Raw genomic sequence first — 25,809 nt, 5'->3', positions numbered from 1 at the left:
GTACGGAATGGCCCCTATGGGGGCACTTTCGTACCAAGATCTCTCCGGTTGCTTGATGGGTGCGCGGCGGGTGGTCGTGGGCGGGAGCAGAGCGGCGCGCCGGGGGGTGCAGAGCAAGTCCGGGAGACCGGGAGACCGCGGCGGTCGGGCTGAGGACCGCGCCTCACTGGCGCAGGGCGGCCAGCGAGCGGGCGTACGCGGCGGGGGAGACCCCGGTGACGGCGGTGAACTCGCGGACCAGGTGGGCCTGGTCGGCGTACCCCAGATCGGCGGCGACCCGCGACCAGTCGAGCGGCCCGGCGGCGGCCTGTTCGATCGCCTCCTGGAGCCGGTAGCGGCGGATCACCCACTTCGGACCGACGCCGACGTGGTCCAGGAAGAGGCGCTGGAGCCGGCGGGTGGAGACGGCGTGCCGCCGGGCGAAGTCGGCGACCCGTAGCACGGTCCGGTCGGCGCGGATCTCCTCGACCAGGGCGGTGGCCTCGGCGGCGAGCGGATCAGCGACCGGCGACCACGAGGTCAGCAGGGCGTCCAGTTTCGCGCAGCGCTCGTCGTCGGTGCCCGGGCAGACCGGCCCGTCCGGGATCGGTACGCGCCGGCCGGTCAACTCGGCGACCGGGCGCCGCCAGAACGGCCGGAAACCGCCCGGGCGGAACTGGACGCCGGAGACCCGGCCGGCGCCGTGCAGCGTGACGGCGAACAGGCCGGTGTCGACGCCGGCGATCTCGCCCTGTTCGGGCGCGCCCTCCTGCGCCTGGAACACCACGTTCACGGCCGGGTGCGGCACCACCCGTTGCTCGAACGGCTCGTCCAGGTCCCAGTCGATCAGCCAGTAGTGCTCGACCCACAGGCGCAGCGCCGGGGCGGGCAGCCGGCGTCGGAACCGTACCCGCCGGCGCAGCCGGTCCGGATCGAGGATGCCCCGGTTGTCGCGTCGCGGTTCGTGTCGCATTTCTTCAAGACCGCCCTCATACGCTGCCCCTATGAGCACGAAGACTAGTGAGCTGCTCGCCGTCGCGGCGCCGCGTACGGTGGCGGTGGTACGCGGCATCTCCGACGACCAGCTGGGTCTGCCCACGCCCTGCCCCGGCTACACGGTGCGCGACCTGCTCGGCCACCTGTTCGACGTGGTGGTCAACTTCCAGACGCTGGCCCGCCGGGAGGAGGTCGACTGGTCCGGCAAGGCCGACCATCTGACCGGCGGCTGGCGGGAGCGGTTCGCTGCCGAGACGGACCGGCTGACCGAGGCGTGGTCCGACCCGGCCGCGCAGGATGGCGTCTCGCCCGGGATGGGGCTGCCGCAGGAGACGGTCGGCTTGATGGCCCTGATCGACCTCGCCGTCCACGGATGGGACCTCGCCCGGGCCACCGGCCAGGAACTGGCAGTGGACCCGGCCGTGGTGGCGGCGGGGCACGAGTTCATGGACCGGATGGGCGACATGGGACAGAAGATGGGCGCGTTCGGCCCGCCGGTGCCCACCGGCGCGGCACCGGACGGCATGGACGCGCTGCTCGGCCGGACCGGCCGCGACCCGGCCTGGGCCCGCTGAACCGAACGGCCCGCGTTGTCCCGCGCGGGCCGTTCTTGACAGTGCTATTCACTCAGCGAATAGTAAGGGAGTGTCCACTCAGCACGTCCTGCTCGGGCTGCTCGCCGCCGGGCCACGCCACGGCTACGAGCTGAAGCGTGCGCACGACGAGCGGCTGCCCCGGGCCCGGCCGCTCGCCTTCGGGCAGGTCTACGCCACGCTGGCCCGCCTGCACCGGGACGGCCTGGTCGTGCCGACCGGCCAGGAGCGGGACGGCGGTCCGGACCGGACCGCCTACGCGCTCACCGACGACGGGCGGGCGGCGCTGGACCACTGGCTCGGCACCGTCGAGCCGCCGATGCCGTACGTGGCCAGCACGCTCTTCGCCAAGGTGGTGGTCGCGCTCCTGGTGGCCGACGTCGGCCAGGCCCGCACCTACCTGATCGCCCAGCGGCAGGCGCACACGCAACGCCTGCGCGAACTGACCGCGCTGAAGACGACCCCCGGCGTCCGCCTCGACGAGGTGGTCGCCGCCGACTTCGCCATCGCCCACCTCGACGCCGATCTCCGGTGGCTGCACACCACCCTGGACCGGGTCGCCGACTGGCACCGGGAGGTGCGCTCGTGACGTTCCTGCAAGCGCGCGGAGTGGTCCGCGCCTACGGTCACACCCCCGCGCTGCGCGGTGTGACGCTCGACGTGGCCGAAGGCGAGATCGTCGCGGTCACCGGCCCGAGCGGCTGTGGCAAGTCCACGCTGCTGCACTGCCTCGCCGGCATCCTGCGCCCCGACGCCGGTCAGGTCACCTGGCGCGGAGAACGGATCGACACGTGGTCGGAGGCGGCGCGCTCGCGGCTGCGCCGTACCGAATTCGGGGTGCTGTTCCAGTTCGGTCAGCTCGTCGCCGAGCTGACCGCCGCGGAGAACGTCGCGCTTCCGCTGTTGCTCGCCGGCACGGGGCGGCGAGCGGCGCGGACCGCGGCGCTCTCCTGGCTGGACCGGCTCGGGGTGGCCGACGTCGCCGACGCCCGGCCGGGTGAGATGTCCGGCGGGCAGCAGCAGCGCTGCGCGCTGTCCCGGGCGCTCGTCACCGAACCACGGGTGATCTTCGCTGACGAGCCGACCGGCGCGCTCGACACGCTGGCCGGCGAGCAGGTGCTCACCCAGCTCGTCCGGCTGGCCCGCGAGCAGCGCACCACTGTCGTGCTGGTGACCCACGAGCCGCGCATCGCCGCGTACGCGGACCGGGAGGTCAGCCTGCGCGACGGCATGGTCGACCACACCGGGCTCGGGCTCGACCCGGCGCTGCCGGGTGGGTCACGGTGAGACCGGGCACGCTGCTGCGGCTCGCGCTGGCCGGCACCCGCACCGACGTCGCCCGGGTGGTGCTCACCGCGCTGAGCGCCGCGCTCGCGACGCTGGCCGGGCTGGCCGCGCTGACAGTGCTGTCGGTGGTGAAGCCGCCCGGCGACGCCTGGACGCAGTCCGACCAGTACACGAACGCCCTGCTGCGGGAACCCGGCCTCCGTCCCGGCGTCGCGTTCGCGTTGCTGCTGCTCTGCGTGCCGGTCCTCGGCCTGGCCGGACAGTGTGCCCGCCTCGGCGCGCCGGGCCGGGACCGGCGGCTGGCCGCGCTCCGGCTGGCCGGTGCCACCCCCGGGCAGGTCACCCGGGTCGCGGTCGCCGAGACCGGCGTGGCGAGTCTGATCGGCACCCTCGTCGGCCTAGCCGTCTTCCTGGCCGGGCGCGGGCTGCTGCACCGGCCCGACGCGGACGGGCGGCTGCCGCTGCCCACCGACGTGCACCCGGCGCCGATGGCGGTGGCCGCCGTCGTGCTCGGCCTGCCGCTGGCCGCCGCGCTGGTGAGCGCGTTGCTGCTGCGGCGGGTCACCACCACCCCGTTCGGCGTCGTGCGCAAGGTCCGCACCCGGGCGCCCTGGCCGTGGCCGGGCGTGCTCATCCTCGCCGCGCTGGCCATGTTCGCCGCGATCCGCCCGCTCCTGCTCTGGTACGAGCGGCGTGGCGCCGTGGCACCCGACTGGCAGGTGCCGACGTTGCTCGTCGTCGGCGGGCTGACCGCGACGATCGGTGTCGTGTCCGGCACCGGCTGGATCTCGTACCACACCGGCCGGCTGCTGCACCGGCACGGACGCGGCCCGGCCGCCCTGCTCGCCGCCCGCCGGCTGGTCGCCGACCCGTGGGCCGGCAGCCGCACCTTCGCCGCCCTGCTCGCCGCGCTGATCTTCGGCGCCGGTGCCGCGGCGATGCGTGCCGACTTCCAGGCCCAGGCCGAGGTGACCCGCCGCACCGGTTCCGGAATGGCCGACCCGGGCTTCTACCTCGGCGCGATGGACCTGGTCGACCTCGCGGTCGTGGTGGCGATGGCGATCGCCGGCGGTGGGCTGCTCGTGGCGGTGGTCGAGGGCATCACCAGCCGGCGACGGGCGTACGCGGCGCAGGTGGCGACCGGCGTGCCACGAGCCACCATCGGCCGGGCACTGCTCTGGGCCGCGCTCGCCCCCGCCGTACCCGCGATCGGGCTCGCGTTGACCGTCGGCTACCTGCTGGTCCGGGGCGTCATGCCGGCGCCGAGGAACGGTGGCTTCGCGCGAACCTTCTGCGACGCCGGTGCGGATCTGTGCGGCGATCCGGCCACCGCCGCGCCGTACATCCGCGTCGAGTGGGTGCCGAAGACGACGGTCCCGCCGGACGTACCGTGGGATCATCTGGCCTGGCTCGCGGCGAGCGGGTTGGCGGCGGTGCTGTGCACGGTCGTGGCCGGCCTGCTGTTCCTGCGCGCCGCGACCTCGGTCGAGGAACTGCGCAGCACCTGACCGGTCAGCGGCCGAGCAGGCCGGCGGAGCCGGCGACGGCCAGCCCGATGACAGTCGAACAGCAGCACACCACGAGCGCGGCGGCGACCACCACGAGGAGCAGCCAGGCGGGCGCGCGTCGCGCCGCCGGCTGCTCCTCGTCGCTCATCCGATCGGGTACGGGTCAGGCCCGGCCGACGCGGTCGAGGATCCAGGCGTTGACGAACGCCTCCTCGCGCCAGGAGTCGTACCGGCCGCTCGGGCCGCCGTGGCCCGCGCCCATCTCGGTCTTGAGCAGGTAGTCGCCGGACGGCGCGAGCGCGCGCAGCCGGGCGATCCACTTGGCCGGCTCGTGGTAGAGCACGCGGGTGTCGTTGAGGCTGGTCACCGCCAGGACAGCCGGGTAGTCGGCGGCGGTCACGTTCTCGTACGGCGTGTAGGACTTCATGTACGCGTAGACCTCGGGGTCGTCGAGCGGGTTGCCCCACTCCTCCCACTCGGTGACCGTCAACGGCAGCGACGGGTCGAGGATCGAGGTGAGCGCGTCCACGAACGGCACCTGCGCGACGATCCCGGCGAACGCGTCCGGCGCGAGGTTCGCCACCGCGCCCATCAGCAGGCCGCCGGCCGACGCGCCCCGGGCGACCAGCCGGTCGCTCGCCGTCCAGCCCGCCTCGACCAGGTGCCGGGCGCAGGCCACGAAGTCGGTGAACGTGTTCTTCTTGGCCAGCAGCTTGCCCTCGTCGTACCAGCGCCGGCCCAGCTCACCGCCGCCCCGGATGTGCGCCACCGCGAAGATCACGCCGCGGTCGAGCAGGCTCAGCCGGGCGATCGAGAACCACGGGTCCATGCTCGCCTCGTACGACCCGTAGCCGTAGATGACAGCGGGGGCCGAGCCGTCGCGCGGCGTGCCCCGGCGGCAGACCAGCGAGATCGGCACCCGGGTGCCGTCCTCGGCGAGTGCCCAGTCCCGGTGCTGCTCGTAGTCGGCCGGGTCGTACGGCCGCCCGTCCGGCCCGGGAAGGACCGGCTTCTGCCGGCGCAACGTCAGCTCGCGGGTCACCAGGTCGTAGTCGTAGACCGAGTCGGGGGTGACGAGCGACGTGTAACGCAGCCGCACCTCGTTCGTGCGGTACTCCGGGTTCGCGTCCAGCCCCACGCTGTAGATCGGCTCGGGGAAGTCGATGTCCCAGCTGTCGTCGCTGCCCACCGGCAGCACCCGCAGGCCGGTCAGCCCGTTTGCGCGCAGCGACACGACGAGGTGGTCCTCGAACGCGTCGACGGCCTCCAGCCGGGTGCCGGGCGTGTGCGGGATCAGCGGCGTCCACTCGCCCGGCGCGTCCGCCGAGGTGTAAGCGAGCGCGAAGTCCTCAGCGCCGTCGTTGTGCAGGATCAGGAAGCGGTGGCCGTGGTGCTCCACCGCGTACTCGATGCCCTGACGCCGTGGCGCGACGACGGCGGGCTCACCGGTCGGGTTGGCCGCCGGGATCACCCGGACCTCGCTGGTGACCTTGCTGTGGATGTCGATCACCACGAAGCGCTCCGAGCGGGTCAGCTCGACGCCGACCCAGAACCGCTCGTCGTCCTCCTGGTACACCACCACGTCCTCGCTGGACGACGTGCCGACGGTGTGCCGCCAGACCCGGTTCGGCCGCCACGCGTCGTCCACTGTCACGTAGAACAGCGTGGACGCGTCGCTCGACCAGGCGGTGCCGTAGAACGTGTCCGGCACCTCGTCCGGCAGCGACTCGCCGGTGGTCAGATCCTTGATCCGCAGCGTGAAGCGTTCGTCGCCGGAGAAGTCGGTGGAGTAGGCCAGCCAGCGGCCGTCCGGGCTGACGTCGAACGCGCCGAGGGAGAAGAAGTCGTGCCCCTCGGCGAGCTGGTTGCCGTCGAGCAGCACCTCCTCACCGTCGAGCGGGGCGCCGTCCGCGCTGACCGGGGGCGCGGTCTCGCCGGGCCGGACCGCGCGCCGGCACTGCACGCCGTACTGCTGACCCTCGACCGTGCGGGTGTAGTACCAGTGGCCGTCCTTGCGGGTCGGCACCGACAGGTCGGTCTCCTGGGTGCGCCGGCGCGTCTCCTCGAACAGCTCAGCGCGCAGCCCGGCCAGGTGGGCGGTGCGCGCCTCGGTGTACGCGTTCTCCGCGTCCAGGTACGCGATCGTGTCCGGGTCGTCCTTGGTGGCGAGCCAGGCGTACTCGTCGAGGACTGTGTCACCGTGATGGACGCGCTCGGTGGGGACGCGCTTGGCGACGGGCGGTGGGGTTTCGGTCACGGCGCCACGTTACCGGGCGCCGGGCGGCCGCCGGGGTCGCCCGCCGACCGAATCCCGCGACTCGCCGCCAGGTCTTTCGAACATGTGTACGATAGCCGCCATGGCGGATGCGGCACGTTCCACCGACCGACTCGGAGCCCTCGACATCACCCGGAAGCTGGCCGCGATCTGCGGCGACCCGTTCGCCCGCTTCGCCGGCCCGGCCGACGAGGTGGCCGGCCGTACCGCCCGGTGGGTGGCCGTGCCGGGCGGCCCGCACGCCGCCGCGGAGGTGTTGCGGCTGGCCGCCGCGTACGACCTGACCGTGGTGCCCCGCGGCGCCGGCACGAAGATCGACTGGGGCGCCGCACCGGCGCAGGTGGACATCATGCTCGACACCGGCCGCCTCGCCGGGGTCTGGCACGAGTCGCGCGACGCGGCGGTGGCCGAGATCGGCGCCGGTACGCCGCTGCGCGCGGTCCAGGCCACGCTCGCGCGCACCAACCAGCGGTTGCCGGTCGACGCGCCCTCGCCCGGCGCGACGCTCGGCGGTGTGCTCGCCGCCGACGAGACCGGCCCGCTGCGGCACCGGCACGGCAGCCCGTGTGCCCAGCTCGTCGGCGTGCGCTACCTCGACGCCGACGGCGAGCTGGTGAGCGTCGGCGAGTCCGGCACGGCGGCCCTCCGCCGAGCCGCCCCCGGCCGTGGCGGTGGCCGGGCGGGCGGACGCGGTCCGGCGGGCGCTGGCGGTTCCGCCGGTGACAGCGGTCCCGCCGGTGACAGCGGTTCCGCCGGTGGTGTGTTCGGCGACGATCCGGTTCGTGGTGGCGGCGATGCGATCCTCGGCCGGGGCGAGGTGCCCGGGCTGGACGTGGCCCGGCTGCTCTGCGGCTCGCAGGGCGGGTTCGGCGTGCTCGTCTCGGCCACCATGCGGGTGCACGCCGTACCGGCCGGCCGGCTCTGGGTGTCCCGCCCGGTCTGGACGCCGCTGGAGGTGCACGACCTGGTGCAGGCCGTCCTCGCCGCCGGCGTCGACCCGGCCGCCGTGGAGCTGGACCTGCCGGTGCCGGTGCCGCTGCCCCGGCGACGGATTCCGGCCACGCACCCGTCGGTGGTCAACCGCCCCGACCATCCCGCGGTGACCGGCCGCCCGGCGGCGGGCAGCCTGGTGGTGCTGCTGGAGGGCGGCCCGGCCGACGTGACCGAACGGGCCGAGCGCCTCACCGCGATCCTCGGCCCCGAGACGATTGTCAGTCACCACGCGCCGGAATGGTGGGGGCGCTACCCCTTCGCGCCAGGCGACACGGCGCTGCGTATCGAGGTGCCGATAAACGACCTGCACGCCGCCGTCTACGCGTTGCGCGACGCCACCGGCGCCCCGGTGCCGGTACGCGGCTCGGCCGGCTCGGGCACCGTGCACGCCGCCCTGTCCGGCGCGCTGCCACCCGACCGGGTCGCCTCGATCCTCACCGCGGTCCGCAGTGTGCTGATCGCCCGGCGGGGCCGGTGCGTGGTGGTGGCCGCGCCCGCGGCGGTACGCCGTGGCGTCGACCTCTGGGGCGAGTTGCCCGCGTTGCCGCGACTGCGCAGCGCCAAGGCCCACCTGGACCCGCACCGCCGACTGGCCCCCGGCCGCCTACCCGGCGGCCTCTGACCAGCCCCGCCCCTGGGCACCAGCCTGCCGACGCCCGGCCCACCCGTGCCGGTGCCCCGCCCGCCGGGGGGCGCCCACACCTGCCGGCGCACCCGCCGGAGCACCCTGCCTGCCGGGCGTCCCCACCTGCTGGGCACCCCCGGCCCGCACTCAGCCTCGGCTCCACCCGCGTCCCCGTCCTCCGTCCCCGCCCCGCCCTGGCCCGCCCCGCCTCGCCCGGTGATCGCCTCGCCTCGCCCGGTGATCAAGGACTTTGCGTCAGATTTCGCGCCCCCAGAGGACACAAACTCGTTGATCACCGCCGATGGGCGGGTTGAGGCGCGAGGCGGGCGGCTGGGGTGCCACGAGGGGCCGGCTCAGGCGTCCGTGGCGGGCGGGCCGGAGCGGGTTGACCATGAAGTTGGCGGCGAGGAATCGGGCGAATTGAGCGGCTAAGTTCATGATCGCCGGGGCCGGGGCCGGGGCCGGGGCCGGGGCCGGGGCCGGGGGTTAGGGGGTGTCGTTTCGGAGGACCAGGACGGCTATGTCGTCGCGTGGGGGTTCGGCGGAGAAGGCGATGGTGGTGGCGCGCAGCCGGGCGGCCACCACGTCGGCCGAGTACCCGGCCAGCGGAGCCGCCGACTCGCGCAGCCGCTCGGTGCCGAACAGCTCGCGTCCGCGTCGCCGCTCGGTGACGCCGTCGGTGTAGAAGATCAGCGCGTCGCCGGGCTTGAGCGACAGCTCGGCGGTCGGTGTGGTGATGGCGTCGAGCAGGCCGAGCGCCGTACCGCCCACACCGACGAACGTCGCGCCGCCACCGCCGTGCAGCAGGACCGGGCGGTCGTGACCGGCCAGGTGCAGCGAGACGTCGAGCTGGTCGCCGTCGCCGGGTGCGACGGACGCGAGCGCAAGCGTGCAGTAGCGTCCGCCGCCGCGCTCGACAAGCGTCTCGTTGAGCCGGCCGAGCACCTCGGGCAGCGGCTTGCCGTCGCCGACGAGCACCCGGATCACGTCCCGGACCAGCCCGGTCACGGCGGCGGCCTGCACGCCCTTGCCGGACACGTCGCCGACCACCACGAGCCAGCGGCCGTCCGGCAGCGGAAGCACGTCGTAGAAGTCGCCGCCGACCTCCGCGTCGTCGCCGGTCGGGACGTACTCGGCGGCGAAGCCGATGCCCTCGACCACCGGGAGCACCGGCGGCAGCAGCGACTGCTGGAGCGTCTGGGCGACCCGGCGGCGCTCGGCGTGGATGCGGGCGTTCTCGATGGCGAGGGCGGCGCGGCGGGCCACGTCCTCCAGCACCGAGACCTCGTCCGGGTCGTGCCGGTGCCGCTGGTGCCGGCCCACGGCGAGGGTGCCGAGCCGCTGGCCACGGGCGATCAGCGGTACGGCGAAGCCCTCCATCGGCCCGCCGAGCGGCACCTGGGCGGCGTTGCGGGACGCCTCGCGCAGCCGCGACTGGATCGAGTCCGGGCCGGTCTCCTGGAGGGTCCGGTGCAGCTGCGGCAGCATCGCCTCGTCGGCGTGGCTCGACGCGGCGAGCCGCAGCCGGCCCCACTCGTCGGTGGTGTGCACCGCGCACCACTGGCCGAGCCGGGGCACCACGAGCTGCGGGACGAGCGCCATGGTCAGTTCGACGTCGAGCGACTGGGCGAGCAGTTCACTGGCCTCGGCCAGGAACGTCAGCCAGGTGGAGCGGCGTACGTCGGCGCGGCGCAGCCTGTCGTTCTCCAGGTGCAGCGACAGCCGCTCGGCGGCCAGCACGGCGAGCGGCCGGGCGTACGCCGAGGGTGCCGCGTCCAGCTCCAGCTCACCGGAGTACGGCCGGTGCACGGCCAACGGCACGCGCAGCAGTTCGTTGTCCTCGCGCGGCGGCCGGCCGTACCTGGCGAACATCTGGGTGCCGAGCCCGTCGCCCCGGTCCAGCCGGACCGTGCCACCGGCGGCGCCGACCATCTCGGCGACCCGGGTCAGCAGCCCGGTGGCGAACTCGGACAGCGGCTCGTCGGCGTACGCGTCGGGGGTGATCTGCATCAAGTCGCTCATGGCCGCGGCGCTCGGCGTACCGTCGCTGGTCCGTTCGGCGACGCGCAGTGGGCCGGCCGACGGCCGGGCGGAACCGCCGGGGCCGGGCCGGTCGAGGCGGAACCAGACGCCCTTGCCGGTGGGGAGGTACGTGGTGCCCCACCGGCTGGCGAAGTGGTCGACGAGCAGCAGCCCGCGCCCTCGGGTGGCCACCTCGGTGATGTCGGACGTGGTGTTTCGCACACCCACGATCAGCTCGTCGACCGGGCCGGAGGCGAAGTCGGTGACGGTCACGGTGAGGCCGTTGCGGTCGGTGTCGACCTCGATGTCCAGTTCGGTTCGGGCGTGTTCGACGGCGTTCGTGGTCAACTCGGTGGTGAGCAGCAGCGCCTCGTTCAGCAGTTCGGGCAGCCGCGCTTCGAGCAGCATGGTGCGCACCAGCGCGCGGGCGGCCGCCGGGGTGCGCCGGTCGGCGGGGAGGCGGACCCGGCGGACGCGCTCGTTCGCGCCGCCGCTAGCAGGCCCTGCCTCCGCTGACACCTTCGTATCCTCCACCGCGCCCACCCCGGGTGCCAAGCATCCGGCCGAACCCGCCGGCCGGGCTGATACCGCGCGTGACGCGCGATCACACGCGGTGACCTCGACGGATCGCGCGGCACAATGATGGGATGGCCCGTGTGACCGCACGAGCCCGAGCGGAGCGAGGAACGATGGCCACGGTGAATCAGTCGATGACCGCTGACCCGTCCGCGTCCGACCACGAGGTGCTCCTCGGCGAACTGGTCGAGGCGTTGCGCCGGGTGGGGCGCGGCGACCTGCGGGTGCGCCTGCCCCGGCGGGCGGGTCTGCCCGGTGAGGTCGCCGACGCCTTCAACGACGTGGTGTCGTTGCAGGAGCGGCAGCACCTCGACCTGCGGCGGATCAGCCGGATCGTCGGCCGTGACGGCCGGCTCACCGAGCGCCTGGACGACGAGGGCCTGGACGGTTCGTGGGCGGAGGGGCAGCGGGCAGTCAACTCGCTCATCGACGACCTGGGCCGGCCGACGACCGAGATCGCCCGGGTGATCGTGGCGGTGGCCGACGGCGACCTGTCCCAGCACATGGCGCTGGAGATCGACGGTCGCCCGCTGCGCGGTGAGTACCTGCGCATCGGCCGGACCGTGAACACGATGGTGGATCAGCTGTCGTCGTTCGCCGACGAGGTGACCCGGGTGGCCCGCGAGGTGGGCACCGAGGGCAAGCTGGGCGGCCAGGCCGACGTACGCGGGGTGGCCGGCACCTGGAAGGACCTCACCGACTCGGTGAACACCATGGCGTCGAACCTCACCGGGCAGGTGCGGTCGATCTCGCAGATGGCGACAGCCGTGGCGAAGGGCGACCTGTCGCAGAAGATCACGGTCGGGGCGCGCGGCGAGGTGGCCGAGCTGGCCGACACGATGAACTCGCTCACGGACACGCTGCGGCTGTTCGCCGAGCAGGTGACCCGGGTGGCGCGTGAGGTGGGCACCGAGGGCAAGCTGGGCGGCCAGGCCGAGGTGCCGGGCGTGGCCGGCACCTGGAAGGACCTGACCGACAACGTCAACTCGATGGCGTCGAACCTGACCGCGCAGGTGCGCAACATCGCCCAGGTGTCGACGGCGGTGGCGAAGGGTGACCTGTCGCAGAAGATCACGGTGGCCGCCCAGGGCGAGATCCTGGAGCTGAAGGACACCGTGAACACGATGGTGGATCAGCTGTCGTCGTTCGCCGACGAGGTGACACGCGTGGCGCGCGAGGTGGGCATCGAGGGCAAGCTGGGCGGTCAGGCGCAGGTGCGCGGCGTCTCCGGCACCTGGCGTGACCTCACCGAGAACGTGAACCAGCTCGCCGGCAACCTGACCAGCCAGGTCCGCAACATCTCCCAGGTCTCCACGGCTGTCGCCAAGGGCGACCTCGGTCAGAAGATCACTGTGGACGCGCAGGGCGAGATCCTGGAGCTGAAGAACACCGTCAACACGATGGTGGACCAGCTGTCGTCGTTCGCCGACGAGGTCACGCGGGTGGCGCGCGAGGTGGGCACCGAGGGCAAGCTGGGTGGTCAGGCCCAGGTCAAGGGCGTCTCGGGTACGTGGCGGGACCTGACCGACAACGTGAACTCGATGGCGTCGAACCTGACCAGCCAGGTGCGGAACATCGCCTCGGTCACCACCGCCGTCGCGAAGGGTGACCTGTCGCAGAAGATCACTGTGGACGCCCGGGGCGAGATCCTGGAGCTGAAGTCCACTGTCAACACGATGGTGGATCAGCTCTCGTCGTTCGCCGACGAGGTGACGCGGGTGGCCCGTGAGGTGGGCACCGAGGGCAAGCTCGGCGGCCAGGCCCAGGTGCGCGGCGTCGCCGGCACCTGGCGCGACCTGACCGACAACGTGAACTCGATGGCGTCGAACCTGACCGCTCAGGTGCGCAACATCGCCCAGGTGTCGACGGCGGTGGCCAAGGGTGACCTGTCGCAGAAGATCACTGTGGACGCCCGGGGCGAGATCCTGGAGCTGAAGTCCACCGTGAACACGATGGTGGATCAGCTGTCGTCGTTCGCCGACGAGGTGACGCGGGTGGCGCGTGAGGTGGGCACCGAGGGCAAGCTGGGTGGTCAGGCCCAGGTCAAGGGCGTCTCGGGTACGTGGCGGGACTTGACCGACAACGTGAACTCGATGGCGTCGAACCTGACCAGCCAGGTCCGTAACATCGCCTCGGTCACCACCGCCGTGGCGAACGGTGACCTGGGTCAGAAGATCACTGTGGACGCGCAGGGCGAGATCCTGGAGCTGAAGAACACCGTCAACACGATGGTGGACCAGCTGTCGTCGTTCGCCGACGAGGTGACCCGGGTCGCGCGCGAGGTGGGCACCGAGGGCAAGCTGGGTGGTCAGGCCCAGGTCAAGGGCGTCTCCGGTACGTGGCGCGACCTCACCGAGAACGTCAACCAGCTCGCCTCGACGCTGACCACGCAGTTGCGTGCCATCGCGCAGGTCTCCACGTCGGTGACCCGCGGCGACCTGACCCAGCGGATCAACGTGAAGGCGCAGGGCGAGGTCGCCGAGCTGAAGGACAACATCAACCAGATGATCGTCACCCTCCGGGAGACGACGAAGAAGAACGCCGAGCAGGGCTGGCTGGACTCGAACCTGGCCCGGATCGGCGGTCTGCTCCAGGGCCAGCGCGACCTGGGCGAGGTCTGCCGGATGATCATGCAGGAGGTGACCCCGCTGGTGGACGCGCAGCTCGGCGCGTTCTTCCTGGCGGACAGCTCCGAGGGCAGCATGCGGCTGCGGCTCACCGCCTCCTACGGGTACGTGGCGCGCGGCCACGACGTCACGTTCGGCCCCGGTGAGGGGCTGGTCGGGCAGGCCGCGCTGTCGCGCCGGACGATCCGGGTCAAGGCGCAGCCGGACGGGCGTCTCGTCGTACGGTCCGGGCTGGCCGACACGCCCCCGGCCGACCTGGTGGTGCTGCCGGTCCAGTTCGAGGGCGAGCTGCTCGGCGTGATCGAGTTCGCCGGCGTGGCCACGTTCTCCGAGCTGCACCTGGCGTTCCTGGAGCGGCTGGTGCTCACCATCGGCGTCGCGGTGAACACCATCCAGGCCAACCGGCGTACGGAGGAGCTGCTGGCGCAGTCGCAGCGGCTGGCGCACGAGATGCAGGACCAGTCGGCCGAGTTGCAGCGCACGAACGCCGAGCTGGAGGACAAGGCGAAGCTGCTGTCCGAGCAGAAGGCCAACATCGAGACGCAGAACCGGGAGATCGAGCTGGCCCGCCTCGGCCTGGAGGAGAAGGCGCAGCAGCTCACCCGCGCGTCGGCGTACAAGTCGGAGTTCCTGGCGAACATGAGCCACGAGCTGCGTACGCCGCTGAACTCGCTGCTCCTGCTGGCCCGGCTGCTCGCCGAGAACCCGGAGCGCAACCTCAGCGCGAAGCAGATCGAGTTCGCCCGGACCATCCACGGCGCCGGGTCGGACCTGCTGTCGCTGATCGACGACATCCTCGACCTGTCCAAGATCGAGGCGGGCCGGATGGACGTGGAGCCCACCGAGATCCAGTTCGCCGAGATCCGCGGCTACGTGGAGCAGGCGTTCGCGCCGCAGGCCGAGGAGAAGGGCCTGGACTTCCAGGTACGGGTGAGCCGTGACCTGCCGCCCGCGCTGGTCACCGACGCCCAGCGGTTGCAGCAGATCCTGCGCAACCTGTTGTCGAACGCGGTGAAGTTCACCGACAACGGCGCGGTGACGCTGCGGATCGGCCCGGCGGCCGAGAACGCCGTCTTCGACGTGCCGGCGCTGACGAACGCGCAGCGGGTGATCGCGTTCACCGTGATCGACACCGGCATCGGGATCTCCGACGACAAGCTGTCGCTGATCTTCGAGGCGTTCCAGCAGGCGGACGGCACGACCAGCCGGCGCTACGGCGGGACCGGGCTCGGCCTGTCCATCAGCCGCGATCTGGCCCGCCTGCTCGGCGGCACGATCACCGTCTCGTCCGCGCCCGGTCAGGGTTCGACGTTCACTCTCTTCGTACCCGATGTGCTGGCGCCGGACGCGGTGGTGGCGCCGGCCCCGCCGTCGCCGAGCCGCGCGGGCCTGCCGTCGTCGCTGCTCATGCCGATGGAGCTGCCGCAGCCACAGGAGACGCCGGCGACCCGGCGCCTGGACGGCGTGACCGTGCTGATCATTGACGACGACGTACGGAACGTGTTCGCGCTGACGTCCGCGTTGGAACTGCACGGGATGACCGTGTTGTACTCGGACAACGGGGCGGACGGCGTGCGCCATCTCGCCGAGCACCCCGAGGTGGACATCGTCCTGATGGACGCCATGATGCCGGACCAGGACGGGTACGAGACGACAGCGCAGATCCGCCGCAACCACCGGTTCGCGGACCTGCCGATCGTCTTCCTGACCGCCAAGGCGATGCCCGGCGACCGGGAGTCGGCGCTCGGCGCCGGCGGCAGCGACTACATCACCAAGCCGGTTGACCTGGACGAGCTGATCGAACTGATGGCGTCCTGGATCAGCCGGAGCCGAGGCGACGAGGAGAACGCGTGACGCAGACGGCCAAGGCCCTGCTGGTGGACGACCGGCGGGAGAACCTGATGGCGCTGGAGGCGATCCTCCAGGGTCTCCCGGTGCAGTCGGTCGCGGTGGAGAGTGGCGAGGCCGCGCTCAAGCAGCTCCTGGTGGACGACTTCGCGGTGATCCTGCTGGACGCCCAGATGCCGGACATGGACGGCTTCGAGACGGCCACCCACATCAAGCGGCGCGAGCGCACCCGGCACGTACCGATCATCTTCCTGACCGCCGCGGACAAGGACGCCCAGCTCGCTCTGCGCGGCTACGCGGCCGGCGCGGTCGACTACCTGACCAAGCCGTTCGACCCGTGGGTGCTGCGCGCGAAGGTGACGGTCTTCGTCGACCTGTGGGTGAAGACGCGGCAGCTCGCCGCCCAGTCGGACCTGGTGCGCGAGCGGGATCTGCAGTGGCGGCACCTGACCGACGCGGTGGACGAGGCGACGGCGCTGCTGCGCGCCGACGACGACCCGTCGACCCGGGAGCGCGCTGTGGAGCTGCTGGAGCATGCGCGCTGGGGCAACGCCCGCTGACGGTTCAGCCGCCGGCCGGGCCACCGTGCCCGGTCGCGGCCCGCCGGGCCCGCCAGCGGTCGCCGAGCGATTCCAGTTCCTCCTGTACGAAGAGGAAGAAGTCGCGCATCTCGGCGACCCGCTCGCCGGCCGGGGTGCTGCGCCCGTGCAGCGCGTCGACCCCGCCGGCCGCGATGTCGATGAAGTTCTTGTAGAGCGTGGTCTTGGTGATCGTCGCCTCGTACCACGGGTTGTCGGGCATCCGGTAGCGGTCGCTCCGGGACCCCTTGACCGGCTCGCGGATCAGCATGGCGAACTGGGTCAGGTAGCGGACCGCGCCGCTGACGGCTGCCGCGCTGACGCCGAGCCGTGCGGCGATCTCGCCCGCGGTGAGCGGGTCGTCGGCGCTCATCACCGTGAACAGGACCCGGGCGGCCATCCGGGGGAAGCCCACGTCGGCGAAGGCCATCGCCATCCGCTCGACGAAGAGGTGGACCTCCTCCTCGTCGTGCTGGGGCGGCACGTTCATGGTCGGCTCCTCGACACTCACCCCGTGACCCTACAGTCTTCACAAGTTTGTGAAACGAGCGTAACTTCTGAAGTATGGAAACAGCAATCGATGTGTCCGGACTGGTGAAGACGTTCGGCCGCACCCGGGCTCTCGACGGGCTCGACCTGACCGTCCGCACCGGAGAGGTGCACGGCTTCCTGGGCCCGAACGGATCCGGCAAGTCGACCACCATCCGGGTGCTGCTCGGCCTGCTGCGGGCGGACGCGGGGGCCGTCCGGCTGCTGGGCGGCGACCCCTGGCGGGACGCGGTGTCGCTGCACCGCCGCCTCGCGTACGTGCCCGGTGACGTCACGCTCTGGCCCCACCTCAGCGGCGGCGAGGTGATCGACCTGCTCGGGCGGCTGCGCGGCGGGCTGGACCCGAGACGCCGCGCCGAACTGCTGGAGTCGTTCGAGCTGGACCCGCGCAAGAAGGGCCGCACCTACTCCAAGGGCAACCGGCAGAAGGTCGGCCTGGTCGCCGCGCTCGCCTCCGACGTCGAACTGCTCATCCTCGACGAGCCGACCTCCGGGCTCGACCCGCTGATGGAGGAGGTCTTCCAGCACTGGGTCCGCCGGGCCGTCCACGAGGGGCGCACGGTGCTGCTGTCCAGCCACATCCTGGCCGAGGTGGAGGCGCTCTGCGACCGGGTGACGATCATCCGGGCCGGGCGGACCGTCGAGTCCGGCACGCTCGGCGACCTGCGCCACCTGCACCGCACCGCGATCGACGCCGAGGTCACCGCGCCGCCGGACGGCCTGACCGACCTGCCGGGCGTACACGACCTGCGGGTGGACGGGCAGCGGGTCCGCTTCGACGTGGACACCGCGTCGCTCGACGCCGCGCTGCGCCGGCTCACCGAGTTGGGCGTACGCAGCCTGGTCAGCACGCCGCCCACGCTTGAGGAACTGTTCCTGCGGCACTACGAGACGGCGCCTTCCGCGTCGGCGCCCTCCTCCGGCCCGGCCCGCCCCGAGACGGCGGGCCGGTCATGAGCACGCTCACCGGCACCCGTCACCTGGTCCGGCTGATCCTGCGCCGGGACCGCCTCCTGCTGCCGCTGTGGGTGCTGGTGCTCGCGGTGCTGCCGATCACGTACGCGGCCAGCTTCTCCGAGCTGTTCCCCACCGCCGCCGAGCGGGCCGCGTACCTGGAGGGCACCGCCCGCAATCCGTCGATCGTCGCGCTGCTCGGCCCGGCGTACGGCGACAGCATCGGTGGGCTGACCGCCCAGCGCAGCGGCTTCCTGCTGCTCATCGTGGCGCTGGCGAGCCTGCTCACGGTCATCCGGCACACCCGCACCGAGGAGGAAGCCGGGCGGCGGGAACTGCTCGGCGGCAGCGTGCTCGGGCGGCACGCCGGGCTGACCGCCGCGCTGCTCGTCACGTACGCGGCCGACCTGGCGCTCGGGCTGCTCACCGCAGCCGGGCTGGTCTCGACCGGGCTGCCGGTCGGCGGGTCGGTCGCGTACGGGCTGGCCACAGTGCTGACCGGCGCCGTCTTCGCCACGCTCGGCGGGCTGGCCGCCCAGCTCACCGAGACCGCGGGCGGGGCGCGGGGCATCGGGCTCGCCGGTCTCGGCGCCGCGTTCGGGCTGCGCCTGGCCGGGGACACCGCGAGCAACGACTGGCCGAGCTGGCTGTCCCCGCTGGGCTGGGCCGCCCGGGCCCGCCCGTACGAGGGGGAGCGGTGGTGGGTGCTGCTCCTGCCGCTGGCCGCGACGGCGCTGCTCGCGGCGCTCGCGTACCCGATCTCGGTCCGCCGCGACCTGGGCGCGGGCGTGCTGCCGCCCCGGCTCGGCCCGGCCGCCGCGAGTGGTGCCCTGTCCGGTCCGTTCGGGCTGGCCTGGCGGCTGCACCGGGGGCAGATCCTCTGGTGGTCGGTCGGGTTCGGCCTGCTCGGGCTGATCCTCGGCGGCGCGGCCGAGGCGGCCGGCCGGTCGGTCGAGGGGAGTCCGCGGATGGAGGAGATCGTGGCCCGGCTCGGCGGGGCGTCGGGGATGGCCGACGCCTACCTGGGGGTCACGCTGAGCCTGGCCGGGCTGGCCGCCGCCGGGTACGGCATCCAGGCCGCGCTGCGGATGCGCGCGGAGGAGTCCGCCGGGCACGCCGAGCCGGTGCTCGCCACCGGGACCCGGCGCTCGACCTGGCTGTTCTCCCACGTGACGTTCGCGCTTCTCGGCCCGGTGGTGGTGCTCGCGGTGACCGGGCTGGCCACCGGCCTGACGTACGGGCTGAGCACCGGTGACGTGCCCCGCCAACTGGGCCGGATGCTCGCCGCCGGCCTGGCCCAGGTGCCGGCGGCGTGGGTGCTGGCCGGGCTCGCCGTGCTGCTCTACGGCCTGCTGCCCCGGCTCGCGTCGGCCGCCTGGGTGGTGCTGGCGGCCTGCGTGCTGCTGGGTCAGCTCGGCGCCGTGCTGGAGCTGGACCAGTGGCTGCTGGACGCGTCGCCGTTCACGCACACCCCGCAGGTGCTCCGCGACACCTGGGCCCCCACCCCGCTCTACGTGCTGACCGCCCTGGCGGTCACCCTGGCCACAGCGGGTCTGCTCACATTCCGCCGCCGCGACCTCCCCGTCGCCTAGGCCGCGCCGATCTTGCGCTTGCGGCCCCGGCGAAAGGGGCACATCGCCCAGGTCGAGGGCCGCAAGTGCAAGATCGCGAAGGCGGGGCGTGCGTTACTGGGTGGCTTCGTTGCGGATCATCAGGGCGCTGCGGAGGCCCGTGATGTCCAGGACGCGGATCAGGAAGTCGCCCACGTTGGTGAGGATCAGCAGGCACTGGGCGTGACTGGCCTTGCGGCTGAGCACCACGAGCGTGCCGAGGCCCTGCGAGTCGCAGAACGTGACCCCGGCCAGGTCGAGCACGATGCGCGGGGGCGGATCCGCCAGCACCTCGTTCACCACAGTCGAGAGCTGGGCGGCCGTGAGCATGTCGATCTCACCGGCCAGGCGAAGCACTGCTTCGTCACCCGTCCGGTGTACGGTGATGGACAGTTCGGCACGATCCACCCGGTCAGCCTATCGCGATCTCGACCATCGGGCCTGTCGAGCCGATCGCCGTCGGCCCGTCGCGCCGCTCCGGCAGGTGAGCCTGGTAACCCCCGTTGCGGGGTGCCTGCCAGGCAGCACTCCGGCGCTGACACAATGGCCCCATCGTGACCGAGACGCATTCCGCCGGATCCGGCCGCTACCCGGCCGACGCCCCGGCCTCCGAGGCCCTGTTCGACCGCGCCAAGGCCGTCGTGCCCGGCGGGGTCAACTCTCCCGTACGCGCGTTCCGTGCCGTCGGCGGCACCCCGCGCTTCATGGTCCGGGGGGAGGGTCCGTGGCTCTTCGACGCCGACGGCCGGCGCTACGTCGACCTGGTCTGCTCCTGGGGCCCGCTCATCCTCGGCCACGCCCACCCGGCCGTGGTGGAGGCGCTGCGCGAGGCGGCGGTGCTCGGCACCAGCTTCGGCACGCCGACGCCGGGCGAGGTCGACCTGGCCGAGGAGATCATCGCGCGGACGCCGGTGGAGCAGGTACGCCTGGTCAACTCCGGCACCGAGGCGACCATGTCGGCGATCCGGCTGGCCCGCGGCTTCACCGGCCGCGCCAAGATCATTAAGTTCTCCGGCTGCTACCACGGCCACTCCGACGCGCTGCTCGCCGCCGCCGGCTCCGGCGTGGCCACCTTCGGCCTGCCCGACTCGCCCGGCGTGACCGGCGCGGCGGCCGGCGACACCATCGTGCTGCCGTACAACGACCTGCGCGCGGTCGAGGAGGCGTTCGCCGCCGAGGGGCAGCACATCGCCGCGATCATCACCGAGGCAGCCGCCGGCAACATGGGCGTGATCGCCCCCCGCGACGGCTTCAACGCCGAGCTGGCCCGCATCGCCCACGCCAACGGGGCGCTGCTCATCGTCGACGAGGTGATGACCGGGTTCCGGGTGTCCCGCGCCGGGTGGCACGGCCTCGACCCGTCGGACGCGGACCTGTGGACGTACGGGAAGGTCATGGGTGGTGGCCTGCCCGCCGCGGCGTTCGGCGGGCGCGCGGAGATCATGGCCCGGCTCGCCCCGGCCGGCCCGGTCTACCAGGCCGGCACCCTCTCCGGTAACCCGCTGGCCTGCGCGGCCGGGCTCGCCACGCTGCGGCTGGCCGACGACGCGCTCTACCGGCGGCTCGACGAGACCGCCGCCGCGCTGGGCAAGCTCACCACCGAGGCGCTGTCCGCGGCGGGCGTGCCGCACCGCCTCTCCACAGCGGGCAACATGTTCTCGGTCTTCTTCACCGACGCGGACGTGCGCGACTACGACAGCGCCCGCACCCAGGTGGTGCCCGCGTTCAAGGCGTTCTTCCACGCGATGCTCGCCGGTGGCGTCTACCTGCCGCCGAGCGCGTTCGAGTCGTGGTTCGTCTCGACCGCGATCGACGACGCCGCGTGGGAGCAGATCGCCGCCGCCCTGCCGGTGGCGGCGCGGGCGGCGGCAGCAGCAGGACACGGAGGGTAACCAATGGCGGAGACCGTGGTGCACGTGCTGCGGCACGGCGAGGTGCACAACCCGGACGGCATCCTCTACGGCCGCCTGCCCGGGTTCCGCCTCTCCGAGCTGGGCGTGCAGATGGCCAAGGCGGCGGCACAGGCGCTCGCCGACCGGACCGTCGTGCACGTGGTGGCCAGCCCGCTGGAGCGTGCCCAGCAGACCGCCGAGCCGATCGCGGCGCAGTTCGGCCTCTCCGTCGGTGTCGACGAGCGGCTGATCGAGAGCGCGAACTGGTTCGAGGGCAAGAAGGTCTCGCCGGGTGACGGCTCGTTCCGTGACCCGCGCAACTGGTGGGTGCTGCGCGACCCGGTGACCCCGTCCTGGGGTGAGGCGTACCGGGTCATCGCCGAGCGCATGTTCGCCGCGCTGCACGCCGCCCGGGTCGCCGCCGAGGGACGTGAGGCTGTCCTCGTGTCGCACCAGCTCCCGATCTGGACGCTGCGCCGGCACGTCGAGCGCAAGCGCCTCTGGCACGACCCGCGTCGCCGCCAGTGCGGCCTGGCCAGCCTCACCTCGTTCCACTTCGACGGCGCCAAGATCGCCGGTATCGGGTACTCCGAGCCGGCCGCCCACCTCGTCTCGATCTCGCCGACCGCCCGGACGGCCAAGGGGGCCTGATGCTCACCCGGAGGCTCGCCGCCGCCCTGCTCGCCGCCGTCACCGCCGGTACGGCGCTGGTCGGCTGCTCCTCCGACAGCCAGGAGAGCCGGTGCGACGCCGACGGCTCGACGGTCACCTGCGCCCCCGAGCAGCGCTCCAAGACGCCGAAGGTGAGCGGTGAGCTGCTCACCGGCGGCAGCTACGACATCTCCCGCGATCGTGGCCAGGTCGTCGTGGTCAACTTCTGGGGCTCCTGGTGCGCCCCCTGCCGCGCCGAGGCGGACGACCTGGAGGCCACCTACCAGGCCACGAAGGGCTCCGGCGTGACGTTCCTCGGCATCAACGTGCAGGACAGCAAGGACAAGGCGATCGCCTTCGAGGAGGGCCGGGTCACGTACCCGAGCATCTTCGACCCGGCCAGCCGGCAGGCGCTCAACTTCGACATCCCGCCGAACACCACCCCGGCCACCGTCGTGCTCGACCGCGAGGGCCGGGTCGCCGTGGTGATCCGCCGGGCCGTCACCCGGGACGAGCTGCGGCCGATCGTCGAGAAGGTCGCCGCCGAGTCGCCGCCGCCGAACGGCTCCCGCTGATGGGCGAGACGTTCCGCCAGCTCGCCGAGTCCGGCCCGCTGCTGCTCGCGGTCGGCGCGGCGGCACTGGCCGGACTGGTCAGCTTCCTGTCCCCGTGCGTGCTCCCGCTGATGCCCGGCTACCTGTCGTACGTGACGGGCCTGGCCGGCTCCGACCTGGAGGGTGCAAGGAAGGGCCCCCTTTTAACGCCTCCAGTAGAGGAAGGGCCCCTTCTTAACACCGGCACCACCAGCGCGGGCGGCGGCACCGGCGGCGGCGTGAGCGTCGCCGAGCGGGCGGCGCCGCAACGGACCGCCGCCGCCGTCAAGGGCCGGGTGCTCGCCGGAACGCTGCTGTTCATCGCGGGCTTCACAGTCGTGTTCGTCGCCACCGCGATCCTCTTCTCCGGCGTCGGCAAGCTCTTCTTCCGGTACGAGCGCACGCTGGAGATCGTCATCGGCGCGCTGGTGGTGGTGCTCGGCCTCGGCTACCTCGGTGTGATCCCCGGCATGCAGCGCGAGTTCCGTATCCGCTGGCTGCCCGCCGCCGGGCTGCTCGGCGCACCGGTCCTCGGCGCGGTCTTCGCGCTCAGCTGGCTGCCCTGCACCGGCCCGACGCTCGGCGCGGTGCTCGGCATGGCGGCCACCGAGGGCGGGACCGACCGGGCTGTGCTGCTCGCCGTGGCGTACTGCCTCGGGCTGGGGATACCGTTCGTCGTCTTCGGGCTGGGCTTCCAGCGCCTGCTCGGGGTCTTCCGCGCCGTCCGGCGCAACAGCCGCTGGGTCACCCGGATCGGCGGTGCGCTGCTGATCGCGATCGGCCTGGCGCTGATCACCGGCGGCTGGGTGAACGTGGTGATCTGGTTGCAGACGACCGTCGGCGTGGGCGAGGTGAGCATCTGATGACGACAGTCGACGACCGGCCGTCGACCCCGCCCGCGCAGGCGCCCCGGCGGCGGGTCAACCCGGTGCTGGCGCTGCTGCGCAACTCGTGGCGGCAGCTCACCAGCATGCGTACCGCGCTGATCCTGCTGTTCCTGCTCGCCGTCGCGGCCATCCCCGGCTCGGTGCTGCCCCAGCGCGGCGTCAACCCGGAACGCGTCAACCAGTGGTTCGTCGACCACCCCGACCTGGCGCCCCGGCTGGATCAGATCGGCGCGTTCGAGGTCTTCGGCTCGGTCTGGTTCTCCGCGATCTACCTGCTGCTGTTCACCTCGCTGATCGGCTGCATCCTGCCCCGCGCCCGCGATCACGTCCGCGCGCTGCGGATGAGGCCGCCGGCCGCGCCGAGACGGTTCGACCGGCTGCCGCAGCACGCGGTGCTGGAGGCCCCGGCCGCCGCCGACCCGGAGGCGATCGCGGCGGTGCTGCGTCGCCGCCGCTGGCGGGTCACCGTGCGCGGCAACGAGGTCTCCGCCGAGAAGGGCTACCTCAAGGAGACCGGCAACCTGCTCTTCCACGTGTCGCTGGTCGCCGTCCTGCTCGGGGTGGCGCTCGGTTCCTGGTACGGCTGGCACGGCAACCGCATCCTGGTGGCGGGCGCGGACAACGCGTTCTGCAACACCCGCCAGCAGTACGCCGAGGCGTCGCTCGGCCCGCGCGTGGACAGCTCCGACCTGCCTCCGTTCTGCCTGACGCTGGAGAAGTTCGAGGCCGACTACCTGCCGTCCGGGCTGGCGTCCCGCTACTGGGCCACGGTGACGGTGGACGAGCCGGGCGGCGAGGCGCGGACCGCCGGTTTCTCGGTCAACTCGCCGCTGCGGCTCGGTTCGGCGAACGTCTACCTGCTCGGCAACGGCTACGCGCCGCTGCTGAAGTACACCGACAAGTACGGCCGCAGCCAGACCAGCGACGCGCCGTTCCTGCGTACCGGTGACTCGAACGCGACCGAGGAGGGCGTGGCGATCTTCCCGGACGCCAACGTCGACCCGAAGACCGGCGCCCGCGCCCCGGACCAGCAGATCGCCTTCGACGGGCTCTACCTGCCGACCGGGCCGGAGAGCGCGCCGTACGTCTCGTCGCAGTACCCGGCCGAGCGGAACCCGATGGTGAACCTGACCGCGTACCGGGGGAACCTCGGGATGGACGCCGGCATCCCCGGCTCGGTCTACGCGCTGGACCGGCGGCAGATCGACGACGGCAAGCTCAAGGAGATCGGCACCAAGCTGCTGCGGCCGGGGGAGAAGTGGACCCTCGACGACGGCAGCACGCTGGAGTTCCTCGGCACCGAGCCGTACGTCACGCTGGCGGTCCGGCACGCGCCCGGTCAGACGCTGCTGCTGGTGGCGAGCGGCACGCTGCTGCTGGGCCTGATGGGTTCGCTGTTCGCCCGGCGGCGCCGGGTCTGGTTCCGGGTTTCGGCCCCCGAGGGTGGATCTCCGACGAGCGGTAGTAGTTTGGTGGAGGCCGGTGGGCTGCCGCGCACCGAGCACCCTGGGTTCGCCGACGAGTTCGCGCAGCTCGTCGCCGCGGTGAGCGGTGACGCGCCGGACGCGCGGCGGGCGCGAGAAGGAGACGAGTGATGTCCGCACTCTCCGACCAGCTGGTCGCGTTCGCGATCCTGGCGTACCTGATCGCGATGATCAGCCACGCCGTGGAGTTCGCGCTGGGCAACGCGCGGAAGGTGCCCGCTGCCGCACCGGCGCGTGAGCTGGTGGGCGCGGGCGTCGGCGGTGCCGGTGGCGCGATCGACGAGCCGGCCGTCCCGGCCACGCCGCAGCGCCCGGACCGCACCGGCGCGCGGGCCGTGCTGGCCGGCCGGATCGCCGGCTGGCTCACCGTGCTCGCCGCCGCGCTGCACCTGGGCGCCGTGGTCACCCGGGGCCTCGCCGCCGACCGGATGCCCTGGGGCAACATGTACGAGTTCGTGCTGACCGGCACCTGGATCGGCATGGCGGCCTGGCTCGTGGTGCTCTGGAAGCAGCCGTGGCTGCGCCGGCTCGGGCTGTTCCTGACGCTGGTCATGGTGCTGCTGCTGGCGTTCGCCGAGCTGAAGCTCTACGTGCCGATCGAGCCGCTGATGCCGGCGCTGCAGTCGTGGTGGTTCATCATCCACGTCTCGACGATCATCTTCGCCTCGGGCATCTTCCTGCTCGGCGTGGTGCCCGCCGCCGCGTACCTGATGCGGTCCGGCTGGGAGCAGGGGCGGCGCAGCTTCCCGTACACCCTGGCCCGCCGCCTCCCGGAGGCGGCCGGGCTGGAACGGCTGACCTTCATGCTGCACGCCTTCTCGTTCCCGATCTTCACCTTCGCGGTGATCGCGGGTGCGATCTGGGCCGAGGCGGCCTGGGGTCGCGCCTGGGGCTGGGACCCGAAGGAGACCTGGGCGTTCATCTCCTGGGTGGTGTACGCGGGCTACCTGCACGCCCGGGCCACGCCGAGCGTGAAGCGCAACGTGGCCACCTGGATCTCCATCGTGGGCTTCCTGACCGTGATGATGAACCTGTTCGGCGTGAACTTCTTCTTCACCGGCCTGCACTCGTACGCCGGGGTGTAGCGGCCGGGCGACCGCTCAGCACCTCGTCCACCCGGCGTGTGACCTGGTAGGCCACCTCCGGCAGGTCGGCCAGTTCGAGGCGGTCCGCCCGCAGCGCGAACTGGGCGTGCAGTTCGCGGGCCACGGCGTCGCGGATCTCCGCTTGGAGCGGGCTGAGGCCGTCCGGGTCACCTGCCACGTACGCGTCGTCCATCCGT

General features: G+C 72.8%; 22 protein-coding genes. 15 read left to right on the top strand and 7 right to left on the bottom strand.

Annotated elements, in window-relative coordinates; translation table 11 throughout:
- Nucleotides 1-163: 163 nt before the first annotated feature.
- Complete coding sequence (locus AB0C17_RS10365) at nucleotides 164-952, bottom strand: AraC family transcriptional regulator (protein WP_357468268.1); 789 nt, start codon at nucleotides 950-952, stop codon at nucleotides 164-166.
- A 31-nt stretch (nucleotides 953-983) separates the two neighbouring features.
- On the opposite strand from AB0C17_RS10365, the gene AB0C17_RS10360 reads away from it, so the two are divergent.
- The 4 genes from AB0C17_RS10360 to AB0C17_RS10345 all read left to right on the top strand — a co-directional run bounded on the left by AB0C17_RS10360 (nucleotide 984) and on the right by AB0C17_RS10345 (nucleotide 4,363).
- A complete protein-coding gene (locus AB0C17_RS10360; protein ID WP_357386778.1) occupies nucleotides 984-1,550 on the top strand; it encodes a TIGR03086 family metal-binding protein in 567 nt (188 codons plus the stop codon).
- A gap of 70 nt (nucleotides 1,551-1,620) precedes the next feature.
- Nucleotides 1,621-2,157, top strand: coding sequence for a PadR family transcriptional regulator (locus tag AB0C17_RS10355; RefSeq protein WP_357386780.1), 537 nt, complete (start codon nucleotides 1,621-1,623; stop codon nucleotides 2,155-2,157).
- Nucleotides 2,154-2,855 carry an ABC transporter ATP-binding protein gene (locus tag AB0C17_RS10350; protein ID WP_357386782.1) on the top strand — a complete coding sequence of 234 codons (702 nt, stop codon included), beginning with the start codon at nucleotides 2,154-2,156 and terminating at the stop codon, nucleotides 2,853-2,855. The genes AB0C17_RS10355 and AB0C17_RS10350 overlap by 4 nt, the downstream gene beginning before the upstream one ends.
- Nucleotides 2,852-4,363 (top strand): FtsX-like permease family protein, encoded by a 1,512-nt coding sequence (locus AB0C17_RS10345; RefSeq protein ID WP_357468265.1) that lies wholly within the window; start codon nucleotides 2,852-2,854, stop codon nucleotides 4,361-4,363. The genes AB0C17_RS10350 and AB0C17_RS10345 overlap by 4 nt, the downstream gene beginning before the upstream one ends.
- 4 nt (nucleotides 4,364-4,367) lie before the next feature.
- On the opposite strand, the gene AB0C17_RS10340 is transcribed toward AB0C17_RS10345, so the two are convergent.
- Both AB0C17_RS10340 and AB0C17_RS10335 read right to left on the bottom strand, forming a co-directional pair.
- Nucleotides 4,368-4,511: a hypothetical protein gene (locus AB0C17_RS10340; RefSeq protein WP_167796966.1), complete on the bottom strand. Its 144-nt coding sequence runs from the start codon at nucleotides 4,509-4,511 to the stop codon at nucleotides 4,368-4,370.
- A 15-nt stretch (nucleotides 4,512-4,526) separates the two neighbouring features.
- Complete coding sequence (locus AB0C17_RS10335; RefSeq protein ID WP_357386787.1) at nucleotides 4,527-6,620, bottom strand: S9 family peptidase; 2,094 nt, start codon at nucleotides 6,618-6,620, stop codon at nucleotides 4,527-4,529.
- A gap of 100 nt (nucleotides 6,621-6,720) precedes the next feature.
- On the opposite strand from AB0C17_RS10335, the gene AB0C17_RS10330 reads away from it, so the two are divergent.
- Nucleotides 6,721-8,253 (top strand): FAD-binding oxidoreductase, encoded by a 1,533-nt coding sequence (locus AB0C17_RS10330; RefSeq protein ID WP_357478034.1) that lies wholly within the window; start codon nucleotides 6,721-6,723, stop codon nucleotides 8,251-8,253.
- 489 nt (nucleotides 8,254-8,742) lie between these two features.
- Here AB0C17_RS10330 and AB0C17_RS10325 read toward each other — a convergent pair whose 3' ends face one another.
- Nucleotides 8,743-10,797 (bottom strand): SpoIIE family protein phosphatase, encoded by a 2,055-nt coding sequence (locus AB0C17_RS10325; protein WP_357478031.1) that lies wholly within the window; start codon nucleotides 10,795-10,797, stop codon nucleotides 8,743-8,745.
- Nucleotides 10,798-10,967: 170 nt separating this feature from the next.
- On the opposite strand from AB0C17_RS10325, the gene AB0C17_RS10320 reads away from it, so the two are divergent.
- Both AB0C17_RS10320 and AB0C17_RS10315 read left to right on the top strand, forming a co-directional pair.
- On the top strand, nucleotides 10,968-15,335 hold the full coding sequence (locus AB0C17_RS10320) for a HAMP domain-containing protein (protein ID WP_357386793.1): 4,368 nt from the start codon (nucleotides 10,968-10,970) through the stop codon (nucleotides 15,333-15,335).
- Nucleotides 15,332-15,889, top strand: coding sequence for a response regulator (locus AB0C17_RS10315; protein WP_357478028.1), 558 nt, complete (start codon nucleotides 15,332-15,334; stop codon nucleotides 15,887-15,889). Before AB0C17_RS10320 ends, AB0C17_RS10315 begins: the two co-directional genes overlap by 4 nt.
- Before the next feature lie 4 nt (nucleotides 15,890-15,893).
- Here the strand turns inward: AB0C17_RS10315 and AB0C17_RS10310 are convergent, their stop codons facing one another.
- Complete coding sequence (locus AB0C17_RS10310) at nucleotides 15,894-16,418, bottom strand: MarR family transcriptional regulator (RefSeq protein ID WP_357386797.1); 525 nt, start codon at nucleotides 16,416-16,418, stop codon at nucleotides 15,894-15,896.
- Nucleotides 16,419-16,471: 53 nt separating this feature from the next.
- Between AB0C17_RS10310 and AB0C17_RS10305 the strand changes: the two genes are divergently transcribed.
- On the top strand, nucleotides 16,472-17,413 hold the full coding sequence (locus AB0C17_RS10305) for an ABC transporter ATP-binding protein (protein ID WP_357478025.1): 942 nt from the start codon (nucleotides 16,472-16,474) through the stop codon (nucleotides 17,411-17,413).
- Nucleotides 17,410-19,002, top strand: a complete 1,593-nt coding sequence (locus AB0C17_RS10300; protein ID WP_357478022.1) for an ABC transporter permease — start codon at nucleotides 17,410-17,412, stop codon at nucleotides 19,000-19,002. Before AB0C17_RS10305 ends, AB0C17_RS10300 begins: the two co-directional genes overlap by 4 nt.
- A 93-nt stretch (nucleotides 19,003-19,095) precedes the next feature.
- On the opposite strand, the gene AB0C17_RS10295 is transcribed toward AB0C17_RS10300, so the two are convergent.
- Nucleotides 19,096-19,428, bottom strand: coding sequence for an STAS domain-containing protein (locus AB0C17_RS10295; protein ID WP_357386803.1), 333 nt, complete (start codon nucleotides 19,426-19,428; stop codon nucleotides 19,096-19,098).
- Between the two features lie 146 nt (nucleotides 19,429-19,574).
- Between AB0C17_RS10295 and hemL the strand changes: the two genes are divergently transcribed.
- The 6 genes from hemL to ccsB are packed head-to-tail and all read left to right on the top strand — an operon-like array spanning nucleotide 19,575 to nucleotide 25,612.
- Nucleotides 19,575-20,912, top strand: coding sequence for a glutamate-1-semialdehyde 2,1-aminomutase (gene hemL / locus AB0C17_RS10290; protein ID WP_357386805.1), 1,338 nt, complete (start codon nucleotides 19,575-19,577; stop codon nucleotides 20,910-20,912).
- A gap of 3 nt (nucleotides 20,913-20,915) precedes the next feature.
- On the top strand, nucleotides 20,916-21,563 hold the full coding sequence (locus AB0C17_RS10285) for a histidine phosphatase family protein (RefSeq protein ID WP_357386807.1): 648 nt from the start codon (nucleotides 20,916-20,918) through the stop codon (nucleotides 21,561-21,563).
- Complete coding sequence (locus AB0C17_RS10280) at nucleotides 21,563-22,138, top strand: TlpA disulfide reductase family protein (RefSeq protein WP_357386809.1); 576 nt, start codon at nucleotides 21,563-21,565, stop codon at nucleotides 22,136-22,138. Before AB0C17_RS10285 ends, AB0C17_RS10280 begins: the two co-directional genes overlap by 1 nt.
- On the top strand, nucleotides 22,138-23,019 hold the full coding sequence (locus tag AB0C17_RS10275; RefSeq protein ID WP_357478020.1) for a cytochrome c biogenesis protein CcdA: 882 nt from the start codon (nucleotides 22,138-22,140) through the stop codon (nucleotides 23,017-23,019). The genes AB0C17_RS10280 and AB0C17_RS10275 overlap by 1 nt, the downstream gene beginning before the upstream one ends.
- Nucleotides 23,019-24,638 carry a cytochrome c biogenesis protein ResB gene (locus tag AB0C17_RS10270; protein WP_357386813.1) on the top strand — a complete coding sequence of 540 codons (1,620 nt, stop codon included), beginning with the start codon at nucleotides 23,019-23,021 and terminating at the stop codon, nucleotides 24,636-24,638. The genes AB0C17_RS10275 and AB0C17_RS10270 overlap by 1 nt, the downstream gene beginning before the upstream one ends.
- The gene (ccsB, locus tag AB0C17_RS10265) at nucleotides 24,638-25,612 is read left to right on the top strand and encodes a c-type cytochrome biogenesis protein CcsB (protein ID WP_357386815.1); all 975 of its coding nucleotides are present in this window, start codon (nucleotides 24,638-24,640) and stop codon (nucleotides 25,610-25,612) included. Before AB0C17_RS10270 ends, ccsB begins: the two co-directional genes overlap by 1 nt.
- On the opposite strand, the gene AB0C17_RS10260 is transcribed toward ccsB, so the two are convergent.
- A complete protein-coding gene (locus tag AB0C17_RS10260) occupies nucleotides 25,581-25,805 on the bottom strand; it encodes a hypothetical protein (protein WP_357386817.1) in 225 nt (74 codons plus the stop codon). The two genes, ccsB and AB0C17_RS10260, sit on opposite strands and share 32 nt — an antisense overlap.
- Nucleotides 25,806-25,809: the final 4 nt, after the last annotated feature.

Origin of the sequence: Micromonospora sp. NPDC048887 (genome assembly GCF_040649715.1) — a bacterium.
Taxonomy (GTDB): domain Bacteria; phylum Actinomycetota; class Actinomycetes; order Mycobacteriales; family Micromonosporaceae; genus Micromonospora.
The sequence above is the reverse complement of the archived record's forward strand: the minus strand, read 5'-3'. Positions and strand labels throughout refer to the sequence as shown.

Bases quoted from the DNA above. Each gene is read 5' to 3' on its own strand.
- AB0C17_RS10365 (WP_357468268.1), bottom strand. From the start codon at position 952: ATGCGACACGAACCGCGACGCGACAACCGGGGCATCCTCGATCCGGAC.
- AB0C17_RS10360 (WP_357386778.1), top strand. From the start codon at position 984: ATGAGCACGAAGACTAGTGAGCTGCTCGCCGTCGCGGCGCCGCGTACG.
- AB0C17_RS10340 (WP_167796966.1), bottom strand. From the start codon at position 4,511: ATGAGCGACGAGGAGCAGCCGGCGGCGCGACGCGCGCCCGCCTGGCTG.
- AB0C17_RS10330 (WP_357478034.1), top strand. From the start codon at position 6,721: ATGGCGGATGCGGCACGTTCCACCGACCGACTCGGAGCCCTCGACATC.
- AB0C17_RS10320 (WP_357386793.1), top strand. From the start codon at position 10,968: ATGGCCACGGTGAATCAGTCGATGACCGCTGACCCGTCCGCGTCCGAC.
- AB0C17_RS10305 (WP_357478025.1), top strand. From the start codon at position 16,472: ATGGAAACAGCAATCGATGTGTCCGGACTGGTGAAGACGTTCGGCCGC.
- AB0C17_RS10300 (WP_357478022.1), top strand. From the start codon at position 17,410: ATGAGCACGCTCACCGGCACCCGTCACCTGGTCCGGCTGATCCTGCGC.
- AB0C17_RS10285 (WP_357386807.1), top strand. From the start codon at position 20,916: ATGGCGGAGACCGTGGTGCACGTGCTGCGGCACGGCGAGGTGCACAAC.
- AB0C17_RS10280 (WP_357386809.1), top strand. From the start codon at position 21,563: ATGCTCACCCGGAGGCTCGCCGCCGCCCTGCTCGCCGCCGTCACCGCC.
- AB0C17_RS10275 (WP_357478020.1), top strand. From the start codon at position 22,138: ATGGGCGAGACGTTCCGCCAGCTCGCCGAGTCCGGCCCGCTGCTGCTC.
- AB0C17_RS10270 (WP_357386813.1), top strand. From the start codon at position 23,019: ATGACGACAGTCGACGACCGGCCGTCGACCCCGCCCGCGCAGGCGCCC.
- ccsB (WP_357386815.1), top strand. From the start codon at position 24,638: ATGTCCGCACTCTCCGACCAGCTGGTCGCGTTCGCGATCCTGGCGTAC.
- AB0C17_RS10260 (WP_357386817.1), bottom strand. From the start codon at position 25,805: ATGGACGACGCGTACGTGGCAGGTGACCCGGACGGCCTCAGCCCGCTC.